Source organism: Paraflavitalea soli (assembly GCF_003555545.1).
Taxonomy (GTDB): Bacteria; Bacteroidota; Bacteroidia; order Chitinophagales; family Chitinophagaceae; genus Paraflavitalea; species Paraflavitalea soli.
Window position 1 is genome coordinate 7,914,122 of sequence record NZ_CP032157.1, and the last position, 17,264, is coordinate 7,931,385.

14 protein-coding genes are annotated in these 17,264 nt (G+C 49.5%); 9 read left to right on the forward strand and 5 right to left on the reverse strand.

Going from position 1 to position 17,264, the window contains the following annotated elements; genetic code table 11:
• Window positions 1-13: 13 nt before the first annotated feature.
• Together D3H65_RS30450 and D3H65_RS30455 are read right to left on the reverse strand one after the other, a co-directional pair.
• Window positions 14-1,597: an OmpP1/FadL family transporter gene (locus tag D3H65_RS30450; protein WP_119053926.1), complete on the reverse strand. Its 1,584-nt coding sequence runs from the start codon at window positions 1,595-1,597 to the stop codon at window positions 14-16.
• Between the two features lie 96 nt (window positions 1,598-1,693).
• On the reverse strand, window positions 1,694-2,506 hold the full coding sequence (locus D3H65_RS30455; RefSeq protein ID WP_119053927.1) for a hypothetical protein: 813 nt from the start codon (window positions 2,504-2,506) through the stop codon (window positions 1,694-1,696).
• Between the two features lie 213 nt (window positions 2,507-2,719).
• On the opposite strand from D3H65_RS30455, the gene proS reads away from it, so the two are divergent.
• The 6 genes from proS (at window position 2,720) to D3H65_RS30485 (ending at window position 10,334) form a co-directional block, all read left to right on the forward strand.
• The gene (gene proS / locus D3H65_RS30460; protein WP_119053928.1) at window positions 2,720-4,198 is read left to right on the forward strand and encodes a proline--tRNA ligase; all 1,479 of its coding nucleotides are present in this window, start codon (window positions 2,720-2,722) and stop codon (window positions 4,196-4,198) included.
• A 241-nt stretch (window positions 4,199-4,439) separates the two neighbouring features.
• On the forward strand, window positions 4,440-5,549 hold the full coding sequence (locus tag D3H65_RS30465; RefSeq protein ID WP_119054712.1) for a Re/Si-specific NAD(P)(+) transhydrogenase subunit alpha: 1,110 nt from the start codon (window positions 4,440-4,442) through the stop codon (window positions 5,547-5,549).
• A gap of 168 nt (window positions 5,550-5,717) precedes the next feature.
• Window positions 5,718-6,029 (forward strand): NAD(P) transhydrogenase subunit alpha, encoded by a 312-nt coding sequence (locus D3H65_RS30470; RefSeq protein ID WP_119053929.1) that lies wholly within the window; start codon window positions 5,718-5,720, stop codon window positions 6,027-6,029.
• 64 nt (window positions 6,030-6,093) lie between these two features.
• Entirely contained in the window at window positions 6,094-7,617 is a 1,524-nt protein-coding gene (locus D3H65_RS30475) for an NAD(P)(+) transhydrogenase (Re/Si-specific) subunit beta (RefSeq protein ID WP_119053930.1), read from the forward strand.
• A 116-nt stretch (window positions 7,618-7,733) separates the two neighbouring features.
• Window positions 7,734-9,182, forward strand: a complete 1,449-nt coding sequence (locus tag D3H65_RS30480; protein ID WP_119053931.1) for a methyltransferase RsmF C-terminal domain-like protein — start codon at window positions 7,734-7,736, stop codon at window positions 9,180-9,182.
• Window positions 9,183-9,221: 39 nt separating this feature from the next.
• Window positions 9,222-10,334 carry a LysM peptidoglycan-binding domain-containing protein gene (locus tag D3H65_RS30485; RefSeq protein ID WP_162915887.1) on the forward strand — a complete coding sequence of 371 codons (1,113 nt, stop codon included), beginning with the start codon at window positions 9,222-9,224 and terminating at the stop codon, window positions 10,332-10,334.
• A gap of 198 nt (window positions 10,335-10,532) precedes the next feature.
• Here D3H65_RS30485 and D3H65_RS30490 read toward each other — a convergent pair whose 3' ends face one another.
• Together D3H65_RS30490 and D3H65_RS30495 are read right to left on the reverse strand one after the other, a co-directional pair.
• Window positions 10,533-11,564 carry a methionyl-tRNA formyltransferase gene (locus tag D3H65_RS30490; protein ID WP_119053933.1) on the reverse strand — a complete coding sequence of 344 codons (1,032 nt, stop codon included), beginning with the start codon at window positions 11,562-11,564 and terminating at the stop codon, window positions 10,533-10,535.
• Window positions 11,565-11,719: 155 nt separating this feature from the next.
• Entirely contained in the window at window positions 11,720-13,078 is a 1,359-nt protein-coding gene (locus D3H65_RS30495) for an exo-beta-N-acetylmuramidase NamZ family protein (RefSeq protein ID WP_245999628.1), read from the reverse strand.
• A gap of 338 nt (window positions 13,079-13,416) precedes the next feature.
• Here D3H65_RS30495 and D3H65_RS30500 point away from each other — a divergent pair, with 338 nt between their 5' ends.
• Window positions 13,417-13,872 (forward strand): FKBP-type peptidyl-prolyl cis-trans isomerase, encoded by a 456-nt coding sequence (locus D3H65_RS30500; protein WP_119053934.1) that lies wholly within the window; start codon window positions 13,417-13,419, stop codon window positions 13,870-13,872.
• Between the two features lie 100 nt (window positions 13,873-13,972).
• Entirely contained in the window at window positions 13,973-14,575 is a 603-nt protein-coding gene (locus D3H65_RS30505) for a hypothetical protein (RefSeq protein ID WP_119053935.1), read from the forward strand.
• Window positions 14,576-14,863: 288 nt separating this feature from the next.
• On the opposite strand, the gene D3H65_RS30510 is transcribed toward D3H65_RS30505, so the two are convergent.
• Window positions 14,864-15,718 carry a CPBP family intramembrane glutamic endopeptidase gene (locus D3H65_RS30510; RefSeq protein WP_119053936.1) on the reverse strand — a complete coding sequence of 285 codons (855 nt, stop codon included), beginning with the start codon at window positions 15,716-15,718 and terminating at the stop codon, window positions 14,864-14,866.
• 30 nt (window positions 15,719-15,748) lie between these two features.
• Here D3H65_RS30510 and pepT point away from each other — a divergent pair, with 30 nt between their 5' ends.
• Window positions 15,749-16,999, forward strand: coding sequence for a peptidase T (gene pepT, locus D3H65_RS30515; protein ID WP_119053937.1), 1,251 nt, complete (start codon window positions 15,749-15,751; stop codon window positions 16,997-16,999).
• The last annotated feature ends 265 nt before the right edge of the window (window positions 17,000-17,264 follow it).

Here is a 17,264-nt window from a genome sequence, read left to right on the forward strand (position 1 = left end):
TTGCCGACTGCCGTTACAGCTTGATCCCAAACGTCAGCATAATATTGCTGCTCTGGTCTTTGATCGTAGCGTAGGTATTCGCCCGTGGCGCATCCACCCGGTAAGGGAAGTCACTATCCTTGTTCAGACTGTGTACATACGTCACATCAATAAAGATCCCATGATCACGATAACCCAGGCCGCCACTCAGGTTCATTTTATGCGCCTTCAGTTCTTTGTCTTCATAAGGGTTGCCATAATAAGCAAATCCAAGCCTTGTCATGATCGTATTGAACTTCAGCTCGCCACCCACCCGGAAGTTCAGCGCGCCTTTATAGGATTTTTTCACCGCCTCTGTTACCTGCTTGAAATATTCTCCTTCCCCGTTGTCTTCTGCTTCATTGAATCTGGAGCTGCCATACGTTACATATTCAATATCTGCAGAAATGAATCCCTTTTGACGGGAGATATCCTCTACTTCATTCAATACATACGAACCGCTCACCATGAATTTCCAGGGCGATACCAGGTCGTACTTGAATTCAGGATCTTTCTTGGCATCGAATAAGATCGGGGATTGGATGCTGTCTAATCCAGGTTTGCCCGGAAACAGGTCCTCTACGTCCGTTACCATTTTACTGGATGTCTTGTCTTTCAGCGCATACAAACTAGGGCTATGTACAGCTACCCCGATCCGCAATCTTTCTACAGGTTTGAAGATCACCCCCAGCTTGGCATTGATACCAACCCCTTTGGAAGTAAATTCTTCCGTATACCTGGAATAATTAAAATCATTCAGAACTTTAGAAGCATCTGATTCCGTAAAAGTGCTGTTGCGCTGATAGTTCACGATCGGTATACCCACACTACCACCGATATACAGTTTATCGTCCATATTCGAGGCAAAGCCCAGCGCTATCTCCGTGATACCTCCTTTCGTCGTGATCTGTTTCTCCTGGTTCACGATCCCTACATCTTCTGCACGGGAGAATACCGTTCCCTGCCCATTCGGCCCCTTTTCTACATCTACCAGGTAAGTGTACAACGACATCCTCGTGAGCACCGACACAGAACGGTCGTCGATGGCATTATTGATGATCTGCTCATCCGTCAGAGAAGGATTGTTGTGGCGCTGGTTCGTATAATAATTGAAAAACTCATTGGCCAGTGGTTCCGTAAAGGAGCTGTAATCATTCGTCCCTTTATAATAATAGCTGCCGGCAAAATTGGCCGTGCGGTTTACACCAATACTGAAGGCCTTGCTCGACCACTTACTGTACTTATCACCCCAGCCAAATACAAATCCCGAAGCGCCCAGGTTAAAACGGTTGAGGCCATCCGCACTGGCATCCGTTTCCCGGAAACTGCCTTTACTTTTAGCCATCGTGAACCCAGGGCTCAATACAAGCTCACTGGTCTTATAAAAACCCAGGCCTGCAGGATTTACCCACAGGTTGGTGATCTCGCCTCCCAGGGCGCCCATAGCGCCTCCAATAGCCTGGCTGCGGGCCGAACCTTGTGGTACATTCCAACTCATGCGCAAGGCATCTTCCGGTATCTGGGCCATCGCCTGCTGTCCGGCAAGTAATACGGCGATCAGGTAAAGTTTTCTGTTCATGTGTTTATATTCAAAATGATCGGGGAAGTATAAAAAAAGAGGAATCAAAATTCAAGACATCTTAAATCCTGTTTCCTCTCATAGTATTTTGCTATGTTAGTTACCACGGCTGGGTCTGCTAACGCCGCCACCGCCTCCGCCGCCACTGCTTCCACCGCTGCTGCCAGAAGAAGAGCTGCTGCTGGAGGATGAGGGTGTATAACTGCGTGAAGAGGAGGAGTTATCAGGCGTATAGGTCCGCGTAGGCCGGTCGTTGGAAGAGCCCGGTGAATAATACGTATTCCGGCCGCTGCCGCTTTCATTGGAAAATACCTTCCGGATGCTGCTGCCAAGGCTGGTACCCGTGCGCGTATTGCTGTTGTTATAGCTGGGAGCGCCATACCGCAGGTTACTCATTTTAGAATTGCTGAGCGGACGGTTGCTATTGTTGTAATTGTTGTTGGTATACCGGCTCAGGTTGAAATTGCGTACCGCCGTATACACAGGTACATTGCCCTTCGGATTCACAATGATGATGCCGGGACAGTAAGGATTGTAAAAACTGTTCCACGCATAATAACTGTTGAAATAACTATTGAAATTATTGTAGTAATAAGGATTGTAACCCGCATAGCCGTAGCCCATATTCCAGTTGCTGTAGCGATAGTCATTCCAGTCATAATCATCAAAAGCGCTCCAGCGGTAGCGATCCCGCACCCGCATACGCAGCCAGCGGTCATCCGATGAATTGGTATAGTATTCCTCGTTGCGATAACCATCCCGCTTCTTTTCCGTCTCTACATAGGCGGCACCATCACGGGCTGGTGAATAGTACACATCATCCGGCGTTTTCGTTTGCCCGGTCCGGGAAACCGAACAGCTGGAGAAAGCGGTTACTGCAATAGCAGTGAAAAGTAGAAGTCGGGACATGATTAGTGCGATTTTAATGTTTTACGATGCGAAGTTGCTACTTTTGCGTTCTTTCTGAATAAAATTACAATAAAAAGGCGGCCAATTCCATTAAAAAATGTGGCCGGAATGTTAAAGTTGACCATGAAAATCAGCCTTAAATCGGCAATTTTGGTCGATGGATCGGCTTTCCCGATCGACCGGTAAAACCGCCTGTGATTAATATCGTAAAAAATGAGCAAAGAGATCACCAGCAGAAGTGCAGATTATTCGCAATGGTACAATGACCTCGTCATCAAAGGCAGCCTGGCCGACTATTCCGCTGTACGCGGTTGTATGGTAATAAAACCCTATGGGTTTGCCCTCTGGGAAAACATGCGCGATGCCCTCGACAAAATGTTCAAGGACACCGGCCATGTCAATGCCTATTTCCCCATTTTTATTCCCAAAAGCCTCTTTGAGGCCGAAGAAAAGAATGCGGAAGGTTTTGCCAAAGAATGCGCCGTGGTTACCCATTACCGCCTGAAAGGCGATCCTGCCCATAAAGGCAAATTGATTGTAGACCCCGAAGCCAAACTGGAAGAAGAACTCGTGGTGCGTCCTACCAGCGAGGCCATCATCTGGAATACCTATAAGAACTGGATACAGAGCTACCGCGACCTGCCCATTCTCATCAACCAGTGGGCCAATGTCGTGCGTTGGGAAATGCGTACCCGCCTTTTCCTGCGTACCGCCGAATTCCTGTGGCAGGAAGGCCATACCGCCCACGCCACCGCCAAAGAAGCCGTGGCAGAAGCAGAACAAATGCTCCATGTATATGCCGATTTTGTGGAGAACTGGATGGCCCTGCCCGTGATCAAAGGATTGAAAACAGAAAGCGAACGTTTTGCCGGCGCCGTGGAAACCTATTGCATCGAAGCCCTCATGCAGGATGGTAAAGCCCTCCAGGCTGGCACTTCCCACTTCCTCGGACAGAACTTTGCCAAAGCCTTTGAAGTGAAATTCTCTGATAAAGAAAATAAACTCGATTACGTATGGGCTACCAGCTGGGGCGTAAGTACCCGCCTGATCGGAGCCCTCGTAATGGCCCACAGCGATGATGAAGGATTGATCCTGCCGCCAAAGATCGCTCCCCACCAGGTAGTGATCGTGCCCATTTATAAAGGCGAGGAAAGTAAACCTGTGATCGACGCAAAAGCCAAAGCCCTGGCCGCAGAACTGAAAGCTGCCGGTATCCGTGTAAAATTTGATGACAACGACAATACCCGCCCGGGCTGGAAGTTTGCCGAATATGAAATGAAAGGCGTGCCCGTACGCATTGCCATCGGCGCCCGCGATATTGAGAACAATGTGGCCGAACTGGCCCGCCGCGATACCCGCGAAAAGACCAGCGTATCACTCGATGGTTTGGCCGCCCGTGTCATTGCGCTGCTCGATGAAATTCAGCAGGCCATTTACAACAAAGCCCTGGCCTACCGCGATGAGCACATCACCAGGGTCAATTCCTGGGACGAGTTCGTAAAGGTGTTGAATGAGAAAGGCGGTTTCGTTTCTGCCCATTGGGATGGTACAGCCGAAACAGAAGAAAAGATCAAGGAACAAACCAAAGCCACCATTCGTTGCATTCCCCTCGACAATGCACAGGAAGAAGGCGTTTGTGTGTTGAGCGGTAAGCCCAGCAAACAAAGGGTGCTTTTTGCCCAGGCTTATTAAGAAAACGATAAGAATAAACTATAAAGATTGGTTCATGCGCCGTAATGGAGTATGGACCATTTTTTTAGACGTTAGCGGTTAGGTATTGGCTTTTAGCTAAAATCCACAGCCAACTGATAAGGCCTAAAAGCTAACTGCTAAAAGCTAATTTCTTGTTCCCAATCCTGGATTCTGAATTCTGTCTTCTGTATTCTGTATTCTTCTCCCATTTTTCCTTACCTTGAATGAATAATCAATGGGTATGACGATCGGAATTTTAAAAGAATCATCAGCCGAAACACGCGTATCCCTGTTACCCGAAGCGGTAGCTACGCTCACCAAAAAAGGCATTACAGTACTGGTAGAGCAGGGGGCAGGCGAAACAGCGTACAGCAACGACCAGGAATATACAAAAGCAGGCGCCCAGATCAGGAACAGGCAGGAGCTATTGCAATCCTCCGATATGATCCTTGCCATTCACCAGTTTCCCGAAGCCGGTTCCCTTTCTTCCAAAATAATCATCGGCGTTTACCAGCCTTTATTTCATACCGCCCTCATGCAGGATTGGGCTAAGCAGGGAGTGACCGCCTTTAGCCTCGATATGCTGCCCCGCACCACCCGGGCCCAAAGCATGGATGTCCTCAGCTCCCAGGCCAATATAGCAGGCTACAAAGCCGTATTGCTGGCCGCCAACAGCTATGGTCGTTATTTCCCCATGTTCATGACCGCTGCCGGAAGTATTGCACCTGCCAAAATATTGATCCTCGGTGCAGGCGTAGCAGGTTTGCAGGCCATTGCCACCGCACGCCGCCTGGGCGCAGTGGTAGAAGTATTTGATACACGCCCGGCCGTAAAGGAAGAGGTGATGAGCCTCGGGGCTAAGTTTGTAGAAGTCGAAGGCGCTGCCGATGCATCCAAAGCCGGCGGATATGCTGTAGAACAAAGCGAGGAATACAAACAACGCCAGCAGCAGAAGATCACCGAAAGCATTGCCAAGGCCGATATCATTGTTACTACCGCACAAATACCGGGTAAGAAAGCCCCCATACTTATCACCGAACCCATGCTCGCTAATATGCGCAATGGATCCGTGATCGTTGACCTGGCTGCTGCTACCGGGGGCAACACACCTTTTACAAAGAACAATGAGACCGTAGCATACAATGGCGTGCGCATCATTGGCAACAGCAACCTGCCTGCCACCATGCCCTCCGATTCCAGCAAGCTATACGGTAAGAACATCCTGAACTTTTTACAACTTATCATCAATAAGGAAGGCGCCATCCACCTCAATTGGGACGACGACCTGGTAAAGGGCGCCTGTATCACCCACAACGGCGAAGTAGTGAATGAGCGCGTAAAGAATACATAGTTGCGGGTGTCGTGTGTAAGGTTTCGTGTTGCTCCGCAACTTATCAGACTGACTAAATTTTAACGACCGATATTTAAGAAAAGGGTGGGTGCTAGAGTTCCTTGTTTTTTATTAACGAGCTAAGTCTAAAGAACCCGAAACACCAAACCCAAAACTCAAAACAGTATTATGGAAGCAGTGCTCAAATGGCTCTCCGATAGTCAACAGATCATCTACATCGTTATCCTCATGATCTTTGTAGGCATTGAAGTAATTGGCCGCGTACCCAGTGTGTTGCACACACCACTTATGAGTGGCGCCAATGCCATCCATGGCGTGGTCATCATTGGCGCCATCATCGTCATGGGCAAAGCCGAGAGCGATAATTATGTGGCCCTCATCCTCGGCTTCCTGGCCGTGATATTGGGCACCCTTAATGTAGTAGGCGGATTTGTGGTCACCGACCGGATGCTGGAAATGTTCAAGTCAAAGAAGAAATAAAAAATGGTGGGTCGCCTTCCAAAGGCGGCTCACCGTTTTCCAAGGAAATAACGAACTATACGCTATGGAATTCAGTATACTCACCTTGTGTTACCTGATTGGTTCAGTAACTTTTATTATTGGTCTTAAAATGTTGTCTAATCCGGCCACCGCGCGCAGGGGTAACCTCATAGCCGCCGTAGGCATGACAATAGCCATCATCGGCACCATCTTCCTGTACCGCGATGAGGATTCAGGCGAAAAATTGCACAACTACCTTTGGATATTTGGTGGCTTGATCATTGGAGGTATCATTGGTACCCTGGCTGCCAAAAAAGTAAAGATGACCGCCATGCCCGAAATGGTGAGCCTCTTCAATGGTATGGGTGGCGCCTGTGCCGCCCTGATCTCCATTATTGAATTTGGCCATTACGCACATGCCGGTTTCAAAAATTCCATCCAGGAAGCGTATGAAGCGGGTGACCAGATAGACGATGCCGTACTTTCTCTCGGTGTACAAACAGGTGTATTGATCACCATCTTCGCCGGACTCATCATTGGGTCTGTTTCTTTTGCAGGCAGTATGATCGCCTGGGGCAAGCTCAATGGGAAGATCAAAGATTTTGCTTTCAAAGGACAGCACATTGTCAACCAGGTCATCCTCGTCACCATCCTGGCCTTATCAACCTATATCATTTACAGGATCAAGATAAGTGTAGGTTCTACCGACGATGCACCTGAAGTGCCCCTGAACATTACGGGTATATCCCTCCTTTTTTATGGCGTACTCGCATTGTCCCTTTTATACGGCGTGTTGTTTGTAATGCCCATTGGAGGGGCCGATATGCCTGTGGTGATCTCCCTGCTCAATTCTTTTACAGGCGTGGCCGCAGCCTGCGGTGGTTTCCTGTATGATAATAAGGTAATGCTTACCGGTGGTATCCTCGTTGGGGCGGCGGGTACTTTGCTCACCATCTTGATGTGTAAGGCCATGAACCGTTCCCTGCTCAATGTATTGATCGGCTCATTCGGTGGAGGCAATAAGCCCGCCGGCGCCGGCGGCAGCAAAGAACAAGGCGCTTACAAAGAAATATCCCTCAGCGATACTGCTGTGATCATGAGTTATGCCCACAAAGTGATGATCGTACCCGGGTACGGGTTGGCCGTGGCCCAGGCCCAGCATGCCTGTCATGAATTGGAAAAGTTACTCGAAAGCAAAGGTGTAGATGTGAAATATGCCATCCACCCCGTGGCTGGCCGTATGCCCGGCCACATGAATGTGCTTCTGGCCGAGGCCGATGTGAGTTACGACAAGCTGCAGGAAATGGAACAGGCCAATGAAGAGTTTCCTACCACCGATGTCGTCCTCATCCTGGGTGCCAATGATGTGGTGAATCCTGCGGCCAAAACCGATCCATCTTCTCCCATATATGGTATGCCCATTCTCGATGTCGAACTGGCCAAAAATGTGATCGTCAACAAACGTTCCATGAAGCCCGGTTATGCCGGCATCGAAAACGATCTCTTCTTCCAGCCCAAAACCTCCATGCTCTTTGGCGATGCCAAAAAAGTATTGCAGGACCTGATTGCCGAGATCAAGAATTTGTAAAGAAGGCAAAGAGACAGCAAGGCATAAAGGCACGGGGCATTCGGTTTAGGAAACCAGCCTCCGGGATCGACATTTAATTTTTCAGCCGTAAATTTGCCGATTAATTCTATTTCAATTTGACTTTACCACAGGCTTTACTGGATTCACTGGAAGGCATAAAAGGCTACGACCGTGAATCATTCATAGCAGTGCACAACTCAGGAGAGCAGGTGACCTCCATCCGCTTCAACCCACTGCGGACTGGCAATCGGTTCCACCAGGAGGCAGGAGCAATCGCCAATGAACCGACGGATAATCAGGGATCTTCAAATACCAGCAACCCATTGCCGATTGCCGATTCACGATTGCCGATTCCCTGGACCTCCCACGGCTTCTACCTTACCCAACGTCCTTCCTTCACCTTCGATCCTGCCTTTCATGGAGGATTATACTATGTGCAGGAAGCCAGCAGCATGTTCCTGGAACAGGCATTAAAACAAACAACCGACCTCACCCAAAATATCCGGGTATTGGACCTCTGCGCAGCACCCGGCGGAAAGTCCACCCTCATCCAGTCACTCATTAGCCCCGGTAGTTTACTCCTGAGCAATGATGTGATCAAATCACGCGCAGCTATCCTGGAAGAAAACCTCACCAAGTGGGGAGCCGCCAACGTGATCGTCACCAACAACGATCCCGCTCACTTTGCCCGCCTCGAAAACTTTTTCGATGTATTGGTCATTGATGCGCCCTGCAGTGGCAGCGGCCTGTTCCGGCGCGATGAAGCCGCCATCACAGAATGGAGTGAGCACAACGTACAGCTTTGCACACAGCGTCAGCAACGCATTCTCGCCGATAGCTGGGCTACCCTGAAAGAAGGAGGCACACTCATCTATTCTACCTGTTCCTATTCCAAAGAGGAAGACGAAGAGATAATGGATTGGTTGCTGCAGGAATTGGAGGCGGAAAGCTTACCCCTCACCATTGAAAAAGAATGGGGCATTGTAGAAGTCACCAGTGAAAGCGGCAAAGCTGTGGGCTACCGTTTCTTTCCCGATAAAGTAAAAGGCGAAGGATTTTTCCTGGCCTGCTTCCGCAAACAAGGCAGCAGCGCCAATACCGTACGCCCGCCCAAAAGATCAAAATGGCAAAAGCTCTCCAAAGCAGAAGTGGAGATCATTAAACCATGGTTGAAACCCGATGCTCCCGTCAATTATTGGAAGCAGGGCGATATGATCATTGCTTTTCCCGTTGCACAGGAAGAGGCCCTCCTGATCACAGCAGATCACCTGTACTTGCGCAAAGCCGGTATAATAATTGGTAAAATAGCAGGTAATGGCCTGGTGCCCGACCATGCCCTGGCACTCAGCAACCTCCTTTCAGAAAATACTGTTGCAGTATCGTTAAAAAAGGAAGAAGCACTGCAATATTTGCGGAGAGAGGAAGTTAAAATAACGGCCCCTCATACCGGTTGGACCTTGATAAAATACGAAGGCATTGCATTAGGTTGGGTAAAGATGCTGGCCAACCGGATCAACAATTATTATCCTTCTTCATGGAGGATATTGAAAAGCGGAAACAATTAAAATATTCCACATCTTTGCACGGTTATGAAATTCATGTCTATGTTGAAAATCAATGTATTACTTGTTGTTTTTGTACTCATGGCCAATATGTTGGGCGCCCAGCAGCTCAAAGTGCAGGGGGCATCACCCTCCCTGTACCTCACCCACACCGTGGCCGCCAAGGAGAACTGGTACAGTATCGGACGTTTGTACAATGTGAGCCCCAAAGAAATTGCGCCCCTCAACAACGCCAGCATGGACAAACCCCTGGCGATCGGCCAGTCATTAAAGATCCCCCTCACTACCAATTTATCAATCAACGGTACCAAAGCCGCCGATGAAGTATTTGTACCCCTGTACCATACCGTACAGGAAAAAGAATGGTTATACCGCATCAGCCAAAGCCACAATAAAGTACCCGTAGCCAACCTGGAAAAATGGAACAATATCACCAATGACCAGCTAAAGCCCGGCATGACCATCATTGTAGGTTACCTGAAAGTAAAGACTGGACAAAGTGCACTTGCCGCATCCGGCGTCAATAAGATAGTAGCTGTTACCCCAGCGCCACCCTTGGCAAAACCAGAACCTGTAAAAGAAGAAGTGAAGAAAGAAACACCCGTTACAACCAATCCGGTTGCTGGTACCACCAATCCTCCGGCAACAAGCACTGCCAAAGAGACCACCACCGGCACCGTGAAAACAGAAGAGCCTAAAGCAACGACTCCGCCCGTAGAAAAGCCTGTTGAGAAACCTGTAGAAAAACCGGCCGTTACACCGCAGCCAACCACCACCACCGCATCTATTCCGCCTGCCGGGCCAACTACTACCGTTTCAACCAATAATAACAATGGTTCGTCTTCCAGTCACAAAGGCGGTTATTTCAGGTCCCAGTATGCTGAGACCGGTAAGATCACCACCGGCAATGCAGGCATCTTCCGCAGCACCAGTGGCTGGAAAGATGGAAAGTATTATGCACTTATGAACAATGTGCCTGTAGGGACCATCGTGAAAATAACCTTTACATCCACCCAGAAAACCGTATACGCCAAAGTGCTGGGCCAGATGCCCGAAATGAAAGAAAGCCTGGGGCTCACCCTGCGCCTCAGCGATGCCGCTGCTTCCGAACTGGGCACCGAGAATGGTAAGTTCTATGTCGATGTGAAATACTAAGCTGCGAGCTGCTAGCTCCGAGCTGCGAGCGAATACAAGATAAACTAATAAAGAAGCTGCTGGTTATCCCGGCAGCTTTTCCTTTTATTGCAACTCACTCTTTGTTGTCATCTCGAACGCAGCGCAGCGGAGTGAGAGATCTGCTATCGAAGCAAACGTATTCTATATTCTAAATGCTGTATCCTGTATTCTTTCCCCTCAAAACCGGTAACCACGTAGAAACTCCTCGATCGTCATACGTTTCTTGCCTTCCAGTTGAATATCCAGCACATGGATATACCCATCCGTACAGGCAAATTTCAGGTAGGTCTTCCCGTTCGTGTCTGCCGATCCCGGTGGGATAGTAGGCGGCGCGATCTCTTTCTTCGAGCGGTAGATCTTTAGTACCTTATCCTGCAGATAGGTAAAGGCGCCGGGAAAGGGCGATAGTCCGCGGATCAGGTTGTGAATGTCAAAGGCAGTTCCCTGCCAATCGATTTTAGCCGTCTCCGTGAATATTTTGGGTGCATGTTTAAGTAACGTTGCATCTTCATTGCCGACTGCCGACTGCCGATTGCCGATTGCCGATTGCTGATTGCCGACTGCCGACTGCCGATTGCCGATTGCCGATTCACGACTGCCGATTGCCGATTCCTGAGGTCGCTCTTCAATCGTTCCCGCCACCAGCCCTTCTACCGTTTTCACCAGCAGTTTGGCGCCAATCTCTTTCATATAATCATGCACGTCACCTGCACTATCGTCTTCCCCGATGGGAAAACTTTCCTGCAGCAGGATATGCCCCGTATCTATTTCCTGTTGTAATTTAAAAGTCGTCACCCCCGTTTCTTTTTCACCATTGATCACCGCCCAGTTGATGGGCGCCGCGCCACGGTATTGCGGCAGCAGTGAACCATGCAGGTTCACCGTGCCCAGCGGCGGCATGTTCCATACTACTTCCGGCAACATCCGGAATGCTACTACTATCTGCAGGTCAGCCCGCAGCCCGCGCAATTCTTCCAGGAAGCCCGGGTCTTTTAGTTTGGCCGGTTGCAACAGGTGCAGCCCTTTTTCAACAGCATATTTCTTCACCGCACTTTCATTCATTTTCATGCCCCGGCCCGCCGGTTTATCCGGCGCCGTTACTACACCCACTATCCGGGCGCCGGCTTTTACCAACGCATCCAGCGAGGCCACCGCAAATTCCGGCGTACCCATAAATACGATCCTTGTATCTTTCAATTGGTCACTCATCGTTTACATATTAAACTGTCAATTGTATTCCTCGTTGCCTGTTTGCCTTGTTGCCTCGTTGCCTTGATGCCTCGTCGCTTTTCATCACCTCGCTACTTCGCATGCAAAGTTGTTTTCTGCTCGCAGCTCGTAGCTCACAGCTCGAAGCTTTCTTCCTAAAAATCCTCATAGATCAAATACTTCTTCCTGATCTCCTTAAACTTCCTCAACCCCGGCTCCCAGCTCTCCCTGATCTCCGCTTCCGTCTTTCCTTCCTTCACCTGTTGCATCAACACATTATTACCCGCCAGCTTGTTGAAGAAATTGCCTTTGTTCAGGAAGAAAGAATCCTTTACCGGAAACTGACGATACGCTTCCAGCAGATACTTGATCTGCACCCGGTTGTTCACCTTCGACAATACTTCCTCCGGTTGTCCGCTCAGGTCCCATCCATAACAAAGCTGGTCTTTCAACTTGGGATTAGTAGCCCCTGGCATACTGCGTGGGGTAAAGCTCACCAGGTTTTTCGGCAGCGTGGGATGACCAAACACCTGGAAAGGTTTATTCGTACCCCTGCCCTCACTCAATACCGTGCCTTCGAAAAAGCAGGTCGATGCATACCAGTAAATCGATTGAATATCCGGTAGGTTGGGCGAGGGCTTCACCGGTAACACATACTTGCTCTTGTGCGTATAATTAAGACAGGGAATGATCGTCAGCGAAAAGGCCTTGGGGCTCGTGGGTGCACGTCTCCTTTCCATCGCCGCCCGTTCAGGCGAAGAGGCGATATTGATGGGCGCCGTCACTTTTTGGCGAAGCCATCCTTCCCCCGCCAGCAGGTAGGCGTATTCACCGATCGTCAGGCCATACACAATAGGGATCGGCTGCATGCCTACAAACGACCGGAATGCTGTGTCCAGCACCGGTCCGTCCACATAAAACCCATTGGGGTTGGGGCGATCCAGTATAATAAGCGGCTTGTTGTTTTCTATTGCCGCTTCCATATATTCCTGCATCGAAGAAATATAGGTATAGAAACGCGTGCCTACATCCTGGATATCAAAAAGCAGCACATCCGCTACACTGAGGTCTTCCGCCGAAGGACGGTGTTTGCTGCCATAGAGCGACACCACCGGTATGCCCGTTTGTGCATCCGTATAATTGCCGATTTTTTCACCTGCATCTGCCGTACCCCTAAACCCATGTTCCGGGCCAAAGATCACTGTGATATTGACCCCCTTTTCTTTCAGCACATCCACGAGATTTTTATTGCCGATAACAGAGGTATGGTTGGCGAAGACCGCCACCCGTTTTCCCTGCAGGCGCGGCAGGTACTGATCAAGCCGTTCCGCTCCCGTCACAATACCCGGTTCAGTGTATGGTCTTCCCGACTCCGTCCTTCCAACTCCCGCCTCCAGCCTCGGAACTCCCGACTCCCGAGTCTGTCCTCCCAACTCAGAACTCCAGCCTCCAACCTCCACAGCCGTGCTCAGCGCAATACCGCAGGACATCAATCCTATAAGAAATTTGTTCATAGTGCTCAATTCAATGAATAACAGCTTAAGTAATTGAAACTCAAAGATAGTTTTTTCTGCCATCAGCCGGCCCCATTAACCCATAGTCAGCAGTTGGCAACTAGGATCAGGTAACCCAAATTTAATCTTGTTGTACAAATCGCGGCAGCCATCCTAAATCCTACATCCTAAATCCTAAATTCTACATCCTAAATCCCCCACCCACATCCCGAAATTCTGTCCCCGAATGGTTTTTTATCCTTTACTTTGCCCAGGTAACCGGTCTTTTTTCTTGTCCTGGCCGATTAGAAATGAGGGGGTAACTGCAGTTTAAAAAATTTATTATAAAACTATTTGTGATGCAACAAGTAAAAGCTGGTGACACAGTAAAAGTTCACTACCATGGCCGTTTAACTGATGGAACTACATTTGACTCTTCCGAAGGCCGTGAGCCCCTCGAATTTGAAGTGGGCAGTGGTTCTGTGATCGCTGGATTTGATACTGGCGTAACAGGTATGGCCGTAGGCGAAAAAAAGACCATCCAGATACCTGTAGACCAGGCTTATGGACCTAAAGATCCCGGCATGCTGGTGGAATTCCCCAAAGCCAATTTTCCGGAAGATATGAAACCCGAACTGGGCATGCGCCTCAACATGACCAATGGTTCTGGTCAGGTGATCCCCGTAGCTATCATCGACATCAAAGAGGAAAGCGTGATCCTCGATGCCAACCACCCCCTGGCCGGCGAAGACCTCATCTTCGACCTCGAGCTCGTTTCCATCGGTGGCGGCGCTTCCCGCATCATTATGCCTTAATGCCTTGATTATCTGTGCAGAAAACTGCATTTTACTATAGTAAAAGCCCGGTATGAACTTACCGGGCTTTTTTATATTTTGTCGCCAAAGTTTATACCCTATGAAAGTCATTTACACCACTATTCTTGGATCCTTACTGCTGTTATGTACCCAATTTGCCAGCGCCCAGGAGTCTGATACCGCTATTGCTACCCGCAATGCCCTTAAGTATGCAGACAGTATTGTGAAGGCTAATTTTTACCAGGATTGGAAAACGTTCATGGACCTTAGCTGTCCAACTGCCATCAAGTATTACGGCGGTCCTGTGCAGTTCAAGGAACGTGTCGTGCTCATTTATTTCCGCAATGAGCCCAAACTCGAAGAAAAGCCCGAAACCATACGCATCCTGGAAATGCGTAATGAGATCAATGAATGGCAATGCGTGGTGGAGAAGGTGCGCAACACCTTCATCAACGACAAAAAAGCCATCATTACTTCTTACCTCATTGGCCAGTCATTGGATGCAGGAGAAACCTGGAAGTTCATTGATGTGAGCCACAATTCCATGGAAAGCGTGGCCTACCTGCTGCCCGGTATCTTTGATAAACTGACCATACCCCTGAGTACAACCGTTTATCCCGGTGAGGTAGTAGCAGCGCCCGAAGAAGTAGCGCCACCAGCTAAGACCACCGCCAAAAAAAGATCAGCAGCCAAAGGAAAATAATCACTGATGTTTTTAGTGATAGTCAGATGGTCCGTCCCGCTTCGGCGGGACTTTTTTTATAGCAGTATGTCAGCCTGAGCCTGTCGAAGGCGTCTTAAAGACCCCGTCGAATCCTTAACGTATGTCAGACTGAGCCTGTCGAAGGCGTCTTAAAGACCCCGTCGAATCCTTAACGTATGTCAGCCTGAGCCTGTCGAAGGCGTCTAAAAAAAACCGTCGAAGCCTTAACGTATGTCAGCCTGAGCTTGTCGAAGGCGTCTCAAGGGTGGGTCGCCCTTTCAGGGCGGCTCACCCTGAAGCCGCCACCTCATCCCACCATTTCCGGTACGAACACAATAAGATCGCCATCACCAGCAAACCCGTAGCCACCGCCGACCCCTCAAAGCCAAAGGCCCCGCCCGTCAGCAGATCGTCCCCTTTCCGGTCCATATGCCAGATGCTTTGAATGTCCAGTCCGCTCACTTCATAGCCCAATACCGTGCCCTGGAAGAAATTCCAGCTGAAATGAAAGAAGATAGAAAACCATAAGTTGCGCGTGAAGATATAGTTGATGCCCAGCAATACCCCGCCTGCCACCAGGTTCAGTATCGCTACCGGGTTGAGGTGCGCATTGCCGAGGTGCATGACAGCGAATAACAACGACACTACAGCCAGCGCCATCCATTTATCCATCGAACCCAGCAAGTTGTTGAGCACATAGCCCCGGAATACGATCTCCTCACTCAATGCCGTCAGCAGGAAAATTCCCAGGCCCATACCAATAGCGCCCTTGTCCAGCCGCGTATCCACCCAATCAATATGTTTCGTAAAGTAGAGTAGGAGCGAGCCTACCCCCAATAAAATAATGCCCAGCAGGAAACCTGCCCAGGCGCTCCGTTGCCGTCCCTTCCACTGAAAACCCATGCTGAGGATCGATTGCCGGTCAACGAAGCGCCGGAAAATAAAAGCCAACCCGATCGATACCAGCCCGTTGACCAGCAACAACAGAAGATTGAATGACCGGTTATGAAGAAGGTCTCCTGTGGAGCCCGGCGCCTGCTGCAGCGCCCACACCACACCCGCCAATGCGCTTACCAGGAAATAAGTACCGAGATAAACGATGAAAAAAACGATTGCCCGTATCCAGCCCTGTTTTAATGCCATAAAAGTATATCTTGCCAAAAATACAATGGCATGTTCGATAAATATCCCTTTACAGTACAGGAAAATTTTATACGCTATGTGCAGATAGACACCCAGAGCGATCCCCAGTCTACCACCTTCCCTTCTACCGAGAAGCAAAAAACACTGGGTCGTTTACTCGTGCAGGATCTCCTGCAGATAGGCGTGCCAGATGCCCACCTCGATGAGTTCGGTTATGTATACGCTACCATTCCCGCCAATACCGACAAGCAGGTACCCGTCATCTGTTTCTGTGCCCATATGGATACCGCACCCGACTGTACAGGCGCCGGCGTAAAACCCATTGTACATACTAATTATGAGGGTGGCGATATCGTATTACCCGATGATCCCACCCAGGTTATTTCCCCTGCCGACCATCCCTACCTGCGTAAGAAGATCGGCGAAGACATCATCACCGCTTCCGGTACTACTTTGCTGGGCGCCGATGACAAAGCAGGTGTGGCCGTCATCATCGATATGGCAAACTTCCTCGTCTCCCATCCTGAAGTAAAGCATGGGACCATCAAAATATTGTTTACCCCCGATGAAGAAATAGGACGTGGTGTCGATAAAGTAGACCTCCAAAAGCTGGGCGCCGATTTTGCCTATACCCTCGATGGAGGAGAGCGCGGTTCTTTCGAGGCCGAGACCTTCTCCGCCGATGCTGTTACCATTACCTTCCATGGCATCAGCGCCCATCCCGGTTATGCCAAAGACAAATTGGTGAATGCCATCAAAGTGGCAGCTTACTTCCTCGACCAACTGCCCAAAGATGCCTGGTCTCCCGAAACTACCGAAGACCGCTACGGTTTTGTGCACCCTGTGCACATCGAAGGCATGACCGAAAAAGCAACCCTCCAGTTCATCATACGCGATTTCTATACCCACAAATTGGCCGCTTATGAAAACTCCCTGCGCGATGAGCTCGAATTGGCCCTCAGCAAATTCCCCGGCGCCAAGGCCGATTTTGTGGTGAAAGAACAATACCGCAACATGAAAGAAGTGCTCGACAACCATCCCCAGGTATCCCAATATGCCATCGGGGCCATCGCGCGTGCAGGTGTTCCCGTCATCGAAATGAGCGCCCGCGGCGGTACCGACGGTTCCCGTTTGTCGTTTATGGGTTTGCCCTGTCCCAATCTATTCACCGGTGAGATGGCCTTTCATGGCAAGCACGAATACGTAAGCGTACAGGATATGCAGAAGAGCGTTGAGACCATCGTACACCTGGCCATGATCTGGGAGGAAAAGGCTGGTTAAATGTATAGGTTAACAAGTTAACAGGTTGACGAGTGGATAAGTTGGCAAGGTGAGGCCTTATCAACCTGTCAACTTTCCAACCTGTCAACTCCACCCCAACCTTTTCTCCATTTTACTCGTCAACCCATAATATGTTGATCAATGATCCTATAGCGTGTTGCTCCCTAAGAAAGTTAATCCCCTTCCTCCCTTTTCAACAAGTTGACCTTTCAACTTGTCAACCTTTTACCTTTTCAACTCGTCAACCCGTTCACCTTTCAACCCG